Origin of the sequence: Escherichia albertii, from assembly GCF_028622335.1 — a bacterium.
Lineage (GTDB): Bacteria > Pseudomonadota > Gammaproteobacteria > Enterobacterales > Enterobacteriaceae > Escherichia > Escherichia albertii.
Genome location: NZ_CP117568.1, coordinates 2,988,334 through 3,001,190, shown reverse-complemented (window position 1 = coordinate 3,001,190; position 12,857 = coordinate 2,988,334). Strand labels below are relative to the sequence as shown.

11 protein-coding genes and 1 pseudogene are annotated in these 12,857 nt (G+C 53.1%); 6 read left to right on the top strand and 6 right to left on the bottom strand.

The annotated features are described in order from the left end of the window. The first annotated feature begins 19 nt into the window (after window positions 1-19). Entirely contained in the window at window positions 20-1,504 is a 1,485-nt protein-coding gene (gppA, locus tag PS053_RS14610; protein ID WP_107192866.1) for a guanosine-5'-triphosphate,3'-diphosphate diphosphatase, read from the top strand. A gap of 55 nt (window positions 1,505-1,559) precedes the next feature. Here gppA and rep read toward each other — a convergent pair whose 3' ends face one another. Beyond that, the gene (rep, locus tag PS053_RS14605; RefSeq protein WP_059229083.1) at window positions 1,560-3,581 is read right to left on the bottom strand and encodes a DNA helicase Rep; all 2,022 of its coding nucleotides are present in this window, start codon (window positions 3,579-3,581) and stop codon (window positions 1,560-1,562) included. An 86-nt stretch (window positions 3,582-3,667) separates the two neighbouring features. Between rep and ppiC the strand changes: the two genes are divergently transcribed. Next, window positions 3,668-3,949: a peptidylprolyl isomerase PpiC gene (ppiC, locus tag PS053_RS14600; RefSeq protein WP_001140258.1), complete on the top strand. Its 282-nt coding sequence runs from the start codon at window positions 3,668-3,670 to the stop codon at window positions 3,947-3,949. 130 nt (window positions 3,950-4,079) lie between these two features. On the opposite strand, the gene ilvC is transcribed toward ppiC, so the two are convergent. After that, complete coding sequence (ilvC, locus tag PS053_RS14595) at window positions 4,080-5,555, bottom strand: ketol-acid reductoisomerase (protein ID WP_059222031.1); 1,476 nt, start codon at window positions 5,553-5,555, stop codon at window positions 4,080-4,082. Window positions 5,556-5,704: 149 nt separating this feature from the next. On the opposite strand from ilvC, the gene ilvY reads away from it, so the two are divergent. After that, window positions 5,705-6,592 carry an HTH-type transcriptional activator IlvY gene (ilvY, locus tag PS053_RS14590; RefSeq protein ID WP_000365782.1) on the top strand — a complete coding sequence of 296 codons (888 nt, stop codon included), beginning with the start codon at window positions 5,705-5,707 and terminating at the stop codon, window positions 6,590-6,592. A gap of 14 nt (window positions 6,593-6,606) precedes the next feature. Continuing rightward, complete coding sequence (locus PS053_RS14585) at window positions 6,607-6,993, top strand: hypothetical protein (RefSeq protein ID WP_000857652.1); 387 nt, start codon at window positions 6,607-6,609, stop codon at window positions 6,991-6,993. A gap of 11 nt (window positions 6,994-7,004) precedes the next feature. On the opposite strand, the pseudogene PS053_RS14580 reads toward PS053_RS14585, so the two are convergent. Continuing rightward, window positions 7,005-7,292, bottom strand: a pseudogene (locus PS053_RS14580) (DUF2461 family protein); the annotation flags it as partial. Window positions 7,293-7,385: 93 nt separating this feature from the next. On the opposite strand from PS053_RS14580, the gene PS053_RS14575 reads away from it, so the two are divergent. Continuing rightward, window positions 7,386-7,943 carry a flavodoxin family protein gene (locus PS053_RS14575; RefSeq protein ID WP_000380288.1) on the top strand — a complete coding sequence of 186 codons (558 nt, stop codon included), beginning with the start codon at window positions 7,386-7,388 and terminating at the stop codon, window positions 7,941-7,943. Beyond that, a complete protein-coding gene (locus PS053_RS14570) occupies window positions 7,940-8,602 on the top strand; it encodes an NADPH-dependent FMN reductase family protein (protein WP_273774134.1) in 663 nt (220 codons plus the stop codon). Before PS053_RS14575 ends, PS053_RS14570 begins: the two co-directional genes overlap by 4 nt. A gap of 293 nt (window positions 8,603-8,895) precedes the next feature. Here PS053_RS14570 and PS053_RS14565 read toward each other — a convergent pair whose 3' ends face one another. From PS053_RS14565 to ilvD, 3 genes are all read right to left on the bottom strand, one after another. After that, a complete protein-coding gene (locus PS053_RS14565) occupies window positions 8,896-9,369 on the bottom strand; it encodes a hypothetical protein (RefSeq protein WP_256879347.1) in 474 nt (157 codons plus the stop codon). A 71-nt stretch (window positions 9,370-9,440) separates the two neighbouring features. Next, entirely contained in the window at window positions 9,441-10,985 is a 1,545-nt protein-coding gene (ilvA, locus tag PS053_RS14560) for a threonine ammonia-lyase, biosynthetic (protein WP_072248126.1), read from the bottom strand. Window positions 10,986-10,987: 2 nt separating this feature from the next. After that, window positions 10,988-12,838, bottom strand: coding sequence for a dihydroxy-acid dehydratase (ilvD, locus tag PS053_RS14555; protein ID WP_256879348.1), 1,851 nt, complete (start codon window positions 12,836-12,838; stop codon window positions 10,988-10,990). Between the last annotated feature and the right edge of the window lie 19 nt (window positions 12,839-12,857).

Sequence of the window (12,857 nt, the reverse complement as noted above, 5' to 3'; positions counted from 1 at the left end):
AAATTGAAGGATGAAGAGCATGGATTCCACCTCGTCGCTATATGCCGCTATTGATCTCGGTTCGAATAGTTTTCATATGCTGGTTGTGCGCGAGGTGGCTGGCAGTATCCAGACGCTGACGCGAATAAAACGCAAAGTGCGTCTGGCTGCTGGCCTGAACAGCGAAAATGCCCTCTCTAATGAAGCAATGGAGCGCGGCTGGCAATGTCTGCGCCTGTTTGCTGAACGTCTGCAAGATATCCCACCCTCGCAAATTCGCGTTGTCGCCACGGCGACGTTACGTCTTGCCGTCAATGCCTGTGATTTTATCGCTACAGCACAGGAAATCCTCGGTTGTCCGGTACAAGTTATCAGCGGTGAGGAGGAAGCTCGCCTGATTTATCAGGGTGTTGCTCATACCACTGGCGGTGCCGATCAGCGACTGGTGGTTGATATCGGTGGAGCCAGTACCGAACTGGTAACCGGCACAGGTGCGCAAACCACCGCCTTGTTCAGCCTGTCGATGGGCTGCGTTACCTGGCTGGAACGTTATTTTGCTAATCGTCATCTGGGACAAGAAAACTTTGTCGCTGCCGAGCAAGCCGCGCGCGAAGTGTTACGTCCGGTTGCTGATGAATTGCGGCATCACGGCTGGAAAGTGTGCGTTGGCGCTTCCGGCACCGTGCAGGCCTTGCAAGAAATCATGATGGCGCAGGGGATGGATGAACGCATTACCCTGGAGAAATTGCAGCAACTGAAACAGCGCGCCATTCATTGCGGTCGTCTGGAAGAGCTGGAGATTGATGGGTTAACGCTGGAGCGCGCGTTAGTCTTCCCAAGTGGTCTGGCGATTCTCATCGCCATTTTTACCGAGCTGAATATTCAGTGTATGACGCTGGCGGGCGGTGCGCTACGTGAAGGCCTGGTCTACGGTATGTTGCATCTGACCGTCGAACAGGATATTCGCAGCCGTACACTGCGTAATATTCAACGTCGCTTTATGATTGATATCGATCAAGCGCAGCGGGTAGCTAAAGTTGCCGCTAACTTCTTCGAACAAGTAGAAAATGAGTGGCATCTGGAAGCAATTAGCCGCGATTTGCTGATCAGCGCCTGTCAGCTTCATGAAATTGGTCTGAGCGTCGATTTCAAGCAAGCGCCGCAACATGCCGCTTATTTGGTACGTAATCTGGATCTTCCAGGGTTTACTCCCGCACAGAAAAAACTGCTGGCGACACTGTTGCTCAACCAGACTAACCCTATCGATCTCTCGTCTCTTCATCAGCAAAATGCCGTACCGCCGCGCGTCGCAGAACAACTCTGCCGTTTACTACGTCTGGCAATTATTTTTGCCAGCCGTCGCCGTGATGATTTAGTGCCGGAAATTAAATTACAGGCCAACCATGAACAGTTAACGTTAACGCTTCCGCAAGGTTGGCTGGAGCAGCATCCGCTGGGCAAAGAGATTATTGATCAAGAAAGCCAGTGGCAGAGCTACGTCCACTGGCCGTTGGAAGTGCATTAACGTGTAAGGTGCCGGATACGATGCTGACATCTTATCCGGCGTTTCCAGGGAGTGATTATTTCCCTCGTTTTGCCGCCATCATCGCTTTCAGATTTGCCAGATGGCTTTGTCCTTTCTGCATCCGTTCTTCGGCGCTGATCACTTTACGCTCCTGTTCCCAAATCAGATCATCCTGCGGCAACTCCAGCAGGAAACGGCTCGGCTCCGGGCGCACCAGTTCGCCATACTGGCGTCGCTCTTTACACAGCGTAAAGGTCAATTCCTTCTGAGCGCGAGTGATACCGACATAGGCTAACCGCCGCTCCTCATCAATATTATCTTCATCAATGCTGCTTTGGTGCGGTAGAAATCCTTCTTCCATACCGACCATGTAAACATAAGGAAACTCCAGTCCTTTTGACGCGTGCAGGGTCATCAGTTGCACCTGATCCAGCTCTTCTTCACTCTCACCACGCTCCATCATGTCGCGCAGAGTAAAGCGCGTTACCACCTGAGTGAGGGTCATCGGCTCATCCAGTTCACTGCCTTCCAGCATCTCCGTCATCCAGCTAAATAACTGGTTAACGTTCTTCATGCGCATTTCGGCGGCTTTCGGGCTGGGCGATGTTTCGTACAGCCAGGATTCATAATCCATGCCGTGGATCAGATCGCGCACCGCGGCAATCGGCTCCCGCTCTGCCAGACGCTGGATTTCCGCCAGCCAGTGGGTAAAACGTGTCAACGCCTCATAACCGCGTCCACTAAGTGTCTGACTCAGACCCATATCAAAACTGGCGGTGAACAAGCTTTTATTGCGCGTCATCGCCCACTCGCCCAGTTTTTTCAGCGTCGCCGGACCAATCTCCCGTTTCGGTGTATTGACGATACGCAGAAATGCGCTGTCATCGTCTGGATTGGTTAACACGCGCAGATAAGCCAGCAAATCTTTGATTTCCGGGCGAGAGAAGAATGAAGTGCCGCCGGATATTTTGTACGGGATGCGGTTTTGCATCAGGAATTTTTCAAACACCCGCGACTGATGGTTACCGCGATAGAGAATGGCGTAATCTTTGTACTGTGTTTTGTTGACGAAGTGATGCGCTATCAGCTCGCCAGTAACGCGCTCGGCCTCATGTTCTTCGTTATTCGCACTTAATACTTTTAGCTCCGCACCGTAGCCCAGTTCGGAGAACAGACGCTTTTCAAAGACGTGCGGGTTATTGGCGATCAGGATGTTCGCCGCTTTCAAAATACGCCCGGAAGAACGGTAGTTCTGTTCGAGTTTAATCACCTTCAACGCCGGGAAATCCTGACTCAACAGCACCAGGTTTTGCGGACGGGCACCGCGCCAGGAGTAGATCGACTGGTCATCGTCTCCCACCACGGTAAAGCGCGCACGACTCCCCACCAGCAGTTTCACCAGCTCATACTGACTGGTGTTGGTGTCCTGATACTCATCCACCAACAGATAACGAATTTTATTCTGCCAACGTTCGCGAACGTCTTCATTGCGTTGTAGCAGCAACGTCGGTAATAAAATCAGATCGTCGAAGTCGAGAACGTTGCACGCTTTCAGGTGCGCATCATACAGCCCATAACAATGGGCAAAAATACGATCCCGCTCGCCTTTTGCCTCTGCCGCCGCCTGCGCCGGAGTTTTAAGATCGTTCTTCCAGTTAGAGATGGTCGAAATTAGCTGTTGCAGGAGAACTTTGTCATCTTCAATCAGCCCCTCAGTCAGCTCTTTGAGCAACGCCAGCTGATCGGTGTCGTCAAACAGCGAAAAGTTCGCTTTCATCCCCAAAGCTGCATACTCACGTTTGATGATATCCAGCCCCAACGTATGGAAAGTGGAGATCATCAACCCACGCGCCTCTTTGCGCCCCAGCGTCTGGCCGACACGCTCTTTCATTTCACGCGCCGCTTTATTGGTAAAGGTCACCGCCGCAATGTGCCGCGCCTGATAACCGCAACCGCGGATCAGATGGGCGATTTTATTGGTAATAACACGAGTTTTACCGGAACCCGCGCCCGCCAGTACCAGGCAGGGGCCGGTAACGAATTCGACAGCTTGTTGTTGGCCGGGGTTTAGACGCATAGAAAAATCGCTCAATGAAAGTCGGGAGGGGAAAATAACAGCGTGGTAGTATAGCCAGCCTCATCCTTACCACTCAAGGCACGATCATGGCAAAAACAGCGGCAGCACTGCATATCCTTGTAAAAGAAGAGAAACTGGCTCTGGAACTTCTGGAGCAGATTAAGAACGGCGCTGATTTCGGCAAGCTGGCGAAGAAACACTCCATTTGCCCGTCAGGCAAACGCGGCGGTGATTTAGGTGAATTCCGCCAGGGTCAGATGGTTCCGGCGTTCGATAAAGTGGTTTTCTCCTGCCCGGTGCTGGAGCCAACCGGACCGCTGCATACCCAATTCGGTTACCACATCATTAAGGTGCTGTACCGTAACTAACAAAAAACCCGGTGCTTCTGAACACCGGGTTTTTGCCTGATGGCGCTGCGCTTATCAGGCCTACGAATCGTGCACTTTTTGTTGGCTGGATAAGGCGTTTACGCCGCTATCCGGCACTGCATGTGGCAGCTTATCCTGCAACTGCAATACGCTTCATATCCGTCATATAGCCGCGCAGTTTCTTACCTACCTGCTCAATCGCATGGCTGCGAATCGCGTCATTCACATCACGCAGTTGCGCGTTATCTACCGCCCCTTCCGGGATAGCTTTACCCAGATCGCCTGGCTGCAATTCTGCCATAAACGGTTTCAGCAGCGGCACACAAGCATATGAGAATAGATAGTTTCCGTACTCGGCGGTATCCGAGATAACCACGTTCATTTCATACAGACGCTTACGGGCAATGGTGTTAGCAATCAGCGGCAGTTCGTGCAGTGATTCGTAGTAAGCCGACTCTTCGATGATGCCGGAAGCCACCATGGTTTCGAACGCCAGCTCAACGCCCGCTTTCACCATCGCGATCATCAGTACGCCTTTATCGAAGTACTCCTGCTCGCCGATTTTGCCTTCATACTGCGGCGCGGTTTCGAACGCGGTTTTGCCGGTCTCTTCACGCCAGGTCAGCAGTTTCTTATCGTCATTGGCCCAGTCCGCCATCATGCCGGAGGAAAATTCGCCAGAGATAATGTCGTCCATATGTTTCTGGAACAGCGGCGCCATGATCTCTTTTAGTTGTTCAGACAGCGCGTAAGCACGCAATTTCGCTGGGTTAGAGAGACGGTCCATCATCAGGGTGATGCCACCCTGTTTCAGTGCTTCGGTGATGGTTTCCCAACCGAACTGAATCAGTTTTTCGGCATATGCCGGATCGGTGCCTTCTTCCACCAGCTTGTCGAAGCACAGCAGAGAACCCGCCTGCAACATACCGCACAGGATGGTTTGCTCGCCCATCAGGTCAGATTTCACTTCCGCCACGAAGGAAGACTCCAGCACGCCAGCACGATGACCGCCAGTTGCGGCCGCCCACGCTTTAGCGATCGCCATTCCTTCGCCTTTCGGATCGTTTTCCGGGTGAACGGCAATCAGCGTCGGTACACCGAATCCACGTTTGTACTCTTCACGCACTTCGGTGCCCGGGCATTTCGGCGCAACCATCACCACGGTGATATCTTTACGGATCTGCTCGCCCACTTCCACAATGTTGAAACCGTGCGAATAGCCCAGCGCCGCGCCATCTTTCATCAGCGGCTGTACAGCGCGCACCACGTCGGAGTGCTGCTTGTCTGGCGTCAGGTTAACCACCAAATCCGCCTGCGGGATCAGCTCTTCATAAGTGCCAACCTTAAAACCATTTTCAGTCGCTTTACGCCACGACGCGCGTTTCTCGGCAATTGCTTCTTTACGCAGAGCGTAGGAGATATCGAGACCAGAATCACGCATGTTCAGGCCCTGGTTCAGACCCTGTGCTCCACAGCCGACGATGACCACTTTTTTACCCTGAAGGTAGCTCGCGCCATCGGCGAATTCGTCGCGCCCCATAAAGCGACATTTGCCCAACTGTGCCAGCTGCTGGCGCAGATTCAGTGTATTGAAGTAGTTAGCCATGGTGATTCCTCGTGATGTTGTGCTTGTTATTGTTCGGTTCGCATTGGCGAGATTGAATTCACTATATGACAGGAAACTTATTGCGGAAATTGATATATTCACAACGTCACATTGCAATTCCTGCAACGTCAAAATCGGGAGTCTGAGCGGTGGATTTACGCGATCTGAAAACCTTCCTGCATCTGGCGGAAAGCCGCCATTTTGGCCGCAGCGCGCGGGCGATGCATGTCAGCCCGTCTACGCTTTCGCGACAGATTCAGCGCCTGGAAGAAGATCTCGGCCAGCCGCTGTTTGTGCGCGATAATCGCACGGTAACGCTGACCGAAGCGGGGGAAGAACTGCGCGTTTTCGCCCAACAAACGTTATTGCAGTACCAGCAGTTGCGCCACACTATCGACCAACAAGGGCCGTCGCTCTCTGGCGAGCTACATATTTTCTGCTCGGTGACTGCCGCTTACAGCCATCTGCCACCGATTCTCGACCGCTTCCGCGCCGAGCATCCATCGGTGGAGATTAAGCTCACTACCGGAGATGCGGCGGATGCAATGGAAAAGGTGGTCACGGGCGAAGCAGATTTGGCGATTGCCGGTAAGCCAGAGACATTGCCCGGCGCGGTGGCATTTTCGATGCTGGAGAATCTGGCGGTGGTGTTGATTGCGCCTGCGCTGCCCTGCCCGGTGCGTAACCAGGTATCCGTTGAAAAGCCCGACTGGTCAACAGTGCCGTTTATCATGGCCGATCAGGGACCGGTACGCCGCCGCATCGAATTGTGGTTTCGACGCAACAAAATCAGCAACCCGCTGATTTACGCCACAGTCGGCGGACATGAAGCGATGGTATCAATGGTGGCGCTCGGCTGTGGCGTGGCGCTGCTGCCGGAAGTGGTGCTGGAAAACAGCCCGGAACCGGTGCGTAACCGCGTGATGATTCTGGAGCGCAGCGATGAGAAAACACCTTTTGAACTGGGCGTCTGTGCGCAGAAAAAGCGGCTGCATGAGCCGCTGATTGAGGCGTTCTGGAAGATTTTGCCGAATTAACAAAGGAAAGCCTAATGAAAACAAGGATGCTGCTGTTATCCCTGATGTTAGTCGTCAGTTATGGCGTGCAGGCTAAACAGAAAGGAATCTCTGTCCCGGATGTGAAGTACCTGGCGCTGAAGGAGTGTTTAACGTCTCATTATCGCGAACGCACGCCAGCGGATGCCTTTTTCGCCCCGGGTCATGACCACTCATTTCTGGTTGAGAGATATGCTTTAGATAATGCTGGAAAGTGGAATGCTTTACGGAAATTTGTCGCCAAAGAGACGAAGGGTTTTGACAAGTTAACCATGTCTCTCTACCCCGATAGCGCCAAAGACGGTAATAATGTACTGATTCTGTGCATGAAATTTTATGAGTCTGAGAAGCTGGATAAATTTGCGCACAATTTATTTAAATAACAGACAAACGATTTGAAGGTCAGCCACATTCGGCTGCGATAACGTGATTTATCCTGCGAGAAACGGGGGGCGCGGTGAATACGCGACAGCGTTTTACCAATAGTGGCGCGGGATTCCAGAAGCGGATCAATCTCCAGCATGGTCGGTGCTAAGTCGTCCACCAGCGCGCGAAACGGTGCCAGAATGCTGCGCTCATAGATAAAACGGTGCTCGTCGAACCACGTTTTGTTATTTTCAATACGCACCTGTTGAAGAAAATTAAGACCTTCCTGCGCAAATCCGTTGAAGCGACTCATCATATTCATTCCCTGCAAAGTGGCGCTGCCGCACAGTATTACTTTCACTACTGCGCACATACTGACGCCATCATGAGCCAGCCAGGGAAAAAAGCAATGGATACGCTCTTACTCTATGACACCGCCTGCCCCGAATCCCTTCACAAAAAAATAGCGCATCTCATTGGAGGTGAAGGCATTACATTCAGTAGCGACGTCTTAGACGCCCGCCATATTCGTCCTTGCGCGGGGTGCTTTAAATGCTGGATCAAAACGCCTGGAGAGTGTCACCTCACCCGCGATGGCACCAATGCATTAAGCGCCAATTTTGTCCGCTCCCGTACTGCCATATTGCTAACGCGCGTCACCTGGGGAGGCTACAGCGTCGATACGAAAGCGTTTATCGATCGCTGCATTCCACACCTTTCGCCGTTTTTCGCCACTCTCCACGGCGAAATGCATCACGCGTCTCGCTATCGCCGCTACCCGAACTGGATAGTGATTGGCTATCAGGCGGTTAACGTGAGTGAACAGGAGACGTTTCTTCAGCTTATACAACGTAATGCCATCAATTTTTTTGCGCCGAAGGCCGCCGGATTATGCCTTACCGGCGATATCCTGGACGCTGAAAACGCAGCCCGATTTAGCCGACTTTTACGGGGTGAAAACGTATGAAACGTATCGTTATCATCAACGGTAGCCCGAAAAAAACAGCGAGCGCGACAGACAAGCTCGCCAGTGAAATGCAGGTATTATTACCGACGGAATATGTCTGTCACACGATGAATGCGCTTCAGCTCAGCGTTTCTCGCGGGGCGGCGCACACGGAAGGAGGATATCAACAAATTTGCCGTGCTGATGTGTTGCTATTTATTTTTCCGGTCTATGCCGATGCGCTTCCCGCCAGTCTGTTACAGATGATGCACCAGATAACGCCCCCTGCCAGCCCGACTCCGCCGCAGGTTTATGCGATTACGCAGTGCGGCTTTTATGAATCCGAACATACACGCACCGCATTACGCATCATGGCGCATTTTTGCGCGCAGTACGGTTTTTGTTGGCAGGGGGGCGTGGGTATCGGCGGTGGTGCGATGATCAAGAGCGATAAATCGCTGGCGAAGCCCCCAACACAAAATATTCATCATGCACTGTGCGCGCTGGCCCGGCGGATCGTAGCCGGGGAAAATGAAGTACATATTGATTTCATCACCCCCAGCGTACCGCGCTGGCTGTACCGGATGATGGGAAGCCTGGCCTGGCTACCCGCAGCGCGCCGTCATGGCGTGCTGCGGCAACTTATTTTATCGTACTGGAAAAAACCTGAACATCATTGACGCGCCTTAAACTTCCGCGCCGCGCAAATCGGAGAGAAGAATCGTCGACAGCGGATCGTGATAAATATCGGTGGTAAAACGCAGTTATTCGACGGGAAGCTGTGGCAATAACTCTCCAGTGCTCTGGTGAATATCGACCTTTGCAAAAACAGACACGCCGACACGTAGCAGATAACTCGAAATATCATTTAGCCCATACGCTATCGAAACGCTAAAGGGAGCGGGAATTTTTCTATTATGTTCGATGAAAATATGAAATTTATGCGAGTTCAATGACATAGAGATTAAAAAATTCAAACCGAAACACGGTTTGGGAACATAACAACCTCCACGTCAATTTCTGTTAAATTATTTAAATTGATTTCCAGTTTTAACTCTGAATGTTCGTTAATTGCCATCAAAATATCATTGCTAACAGAAATAAAGCTTATTGTGTTAGTCTGGGTAAAAAAGAATCCCCAGACAAAATTATTATCAGCATCTATATATACCAACGATCCCTCGTTTCCCATCACTCCATCGCCGCCGTAGATTTTCCCGCCTTTATACTCAACAAAGCTCCAGGAATCGACGGGAACCCAGCAATCAGAATCGTATTTTCCAATGCTGGAGAAGGATGTATCACACAAAGGAGTACACCAGGCTTTCTTCTCTTTCGTGTGATTATCGAAAGACTCCCGCCAGTCTAAAAGGATGACAGCCCCATTAGCAAAAGTCAGGCTATCGATTCCCGGTAACTCTTTTTTCTCTTCCCAGCGTTTAAACATGACGATAAATCCTTTTATTTCATCACATAGTATAACTCCCTAATGAAGACGTTCATTAGGGAGCCATGTGTTTAACCCGCCAAAAAGAACCTGAACGCCGGGTTATTGGTTTCGTCGTGGCAATCGTAACCCAGCTCATTCAACCGGGTTTCAAAATCCGGCTCATGATCGCCAAGCTCAAACGCCGCCAGTACGCGCCCGTAATCGGTGCCATGACTGCGATAATGGAACAAAGAGATATTCCAGTGCGTACCCAGCGTGTTGAGGAAGCGCAGCAACGCGCCCGGTGATTCCGGGAATTCGAAGCTGTAGAGGCGTTCCTGCAACGGATGCGATGGACGCCCGCCGACCATATAGCGCACATGTAGTTTCGCCATTTCATCGTCGGAGAGATCAACCACGCTGTAGCCGCCATCGCTGAGCATCTGCAAAATTTCTTTGCGCTCTTCGAGGCCGCGGCTCAGGCGCACGCCGACAAAAATGCAGGCATCTTTGGCGTCAGCAAAGCGATAGTTGAACTCGGTGACCGAGCGCCCGCCAAGCAGCTGACAGAACTTCAGGAAGCTGCCTTTTTCTTCCGGGATGGTCACCGCCAGTAGCGCTTCACGCTGTTCGCCCAGTTCGCAGCGTTCCGAGACGTAGCGCAGGCCGTGGAAATTGACGTTCGCCCCCGAAAGCACATGCGCCAGCCGCTCACCGCGAATGTTGTGCAGGGCGATATATTTTTTCATTCCCGCCAGAGCCAGCGCGCCAGACGGCTCCGCCACCGCGCGCACATCTTCGAACAGGTCTTTCATCGCCGCGCAGATGGCATCGCTATCGACGGTGATGATGTCGTCGAGATACTCCTGGCATAAACGGAAGGTTTCATCGCCGATGCGTTTTACCGCAACACCTTCGGCAAACAGCCCTACACGCGGCAAATCAACCGGATGACCCGCATCCAGCGCCGCTTTCAGGCAGGCGGAATCTTCCGCTTCTACGGCGATCACTTTGATTTGTGGCATCAGTTGTTTGAGAAGTACCGCTACGCCCGCCGCCAGACCGCCGCCGCCGACCGGTACAAATACGCGGTCGAGATGGGCGTCCTGCTGGAGCAGTTCCAGCGCCAGCGTGCCTTGCCCGGCGATCACCATCGGATGATCGAACGGCGGCACCCAGGTGAAGCCCTGCTGCTGCGACAGTTCGATCGCTTTCGCTTTCGCTTCGTCAAAGTTCGCGCCATGAAGCAGCACTTCGCCGCCGAATCCACGTACCGCATCAACTTTGATATCGGCGGTAGCGGTTGGCATGACGATCAACGCCTTCACGCCTAACCGCGCAGAAGAAAACGCCACACCCTGCGCGTGGTTGCCCGCAGAAGCGGTGATCACGCCGTGCGCTTTTTGTTCTTCCGTCAGGCCCGCCATCATGGCGTATGCGCCGCGCAGCTTGAAGCTGTGCACTGGCTGGCGATCTTCGCGCTTCACCAGAATCACGTTATCAAGACGCGACGAGAGCTTTTCCATTTTCTGTAGTGGCGTAACCTGCGCCGCTTCGTAGACCGGCGCGCGCAGCACCGCTCTTAAATATTCGGCGCCTTCCGGGGCGCCGGAGAGAGGTTGTGAGTCAGCCATCATTAACCCCCCAGTTTCGATTTATCGCGCACCGCACCTTTGTCGGCGCTGGTTGCCAGGCTGGCGTAGGCGCGCAACGCAAAGGAGACCTGACGTTCGCGATTTTTCGGCGTCCAGGCTTTGTCGCCACGGGCTTCCTGCGCTTCACGACGCGCCGCCAGTTCGGCATCGCTTACCTGTAACTGAATGCTACGGTTCGGAATGTCGATGGCGATCAGATCGCCGTCTTCAATCAGTCCAATGCTGCCGCCGCTTGCCGCTTCCGGCGAGACGTGGCCGATGGAAAGACCAGAGGTGCCGCCGGAGAAGCGTCCATCGGTGATCAGCGCACAGGCTTTGCCGAGGCCCATCGATTTCAGGAAGCTGGTTGGGTAAAGCATTTCCTGCATCCCCGGACCGCCTTTCGGGCCTTCGTAACGGATAACGACGACATCGCCCGCCACGACTTTGCCACCGAGAATCGCTTCTACCGCATCGTCCTGGCTTTCGTACACTTTCGCCGGGCCGGTGAACTTAAGGATGCTGTCATCGACGCCCGCGGTTTTCACGATGCAGCCGTTTTCTGCGAAATTACCGTAGAGCACCGCCAGGCCGCCGTCTTTGCTGTAGGCGTGTTCCAGAGAGCGGATACAGCCGTTCGCGCGATCGTCATCGAGAGAATCCCAACGGCAATCCTGCGAGAATGCCTGGGTAGTACGAATGCCCGCCGGGCCAGCGCGGAACATATTTTTTACCGCGTCATCCTGGGTCAGCATAACGTCGTATTGTTCCAGCGTTTGCGGCAACGTCAGGCCAAGTACGTTTTTCACATCACGGTTCAGTAACCCCGCACGATCCAGCTCGCCGAGAATACCGATAACACCACCAGCACGGTGAACATCTTCCATATGGTATTTCTGGGTGCTCGGCGCAACTTTGCACAACTGCGGAACCTTGCGGGAAAGCTTATCGATATCACTCATGGTGAAGTCGATTTCCGCTTCTTGTGCCGCAGCCAGCAGATGAAGAACCGTATTGGTAGAACCGCCCATCGCGATATCCAGCGTCATGGCGTTTTCAAATGCCGCCTTACTGGCGATGTTACGCGGCAGTGCACTTTCGTCGTTTTGCTCGTAGTAACGTTTAGTCAGTTCAACAATGCGTTTACCGGCATTGAGGAACAGTTGTTTACGAGCGGCATGGGTCGCCAGCAATGAACCGTTGCCCGGCTGCGACAAACCCAGCGCTTCGGTCAGGCAATTCATCGAGTTAGCGGTGAACATCCCGGAGCACGATCCACAGGTCGGACAGGCGGAACGTTCAACCTGATCGCTCTGGGAGTCAGAAACTTTCGGGTCTGCGCCCTGGATCATCGCATCTACCAGATCGAGTTTGATTATCTGATCGGACAGTTTGGTTTTCCCGGCTTCCATCGGGCCGCCGGAAACAAAGATCACCGGAATGTTTAATCGCAGAGAAGCCATCAGCATCCCCGGGGTGATTTTGTCGCAGTTAGAGATGCAGACCATGGCGTCGGCGCAGTGGGCGTTGACCATATACTCAACGGAATCAGCGATCAGTTCACGAGATGGCAGTGAATAAAGCATCCCCCCGTGGCCCATAGCGATCCCATCATCTACCGCAATGGTGTTGAACTCTTTGGCAACGCCGCCAGCCGCTTCAATTTGCTCAGCAACCAGTTTACCAAGGTCGCGCAGGTGAACGTGGCCTGGCACGAACTGGGTAAACGAGTTCACGACGGCGATAATCGGCTTACCAAAATCGGCGTCGGTCATTCCGGTGGCGCGCCACAGCGCACGAGCACCCGCCATATTACGGCCATGAGTGGTGGTGGCGGAACGGTACTTAGGCATACGTGATTTACTCCCCGTG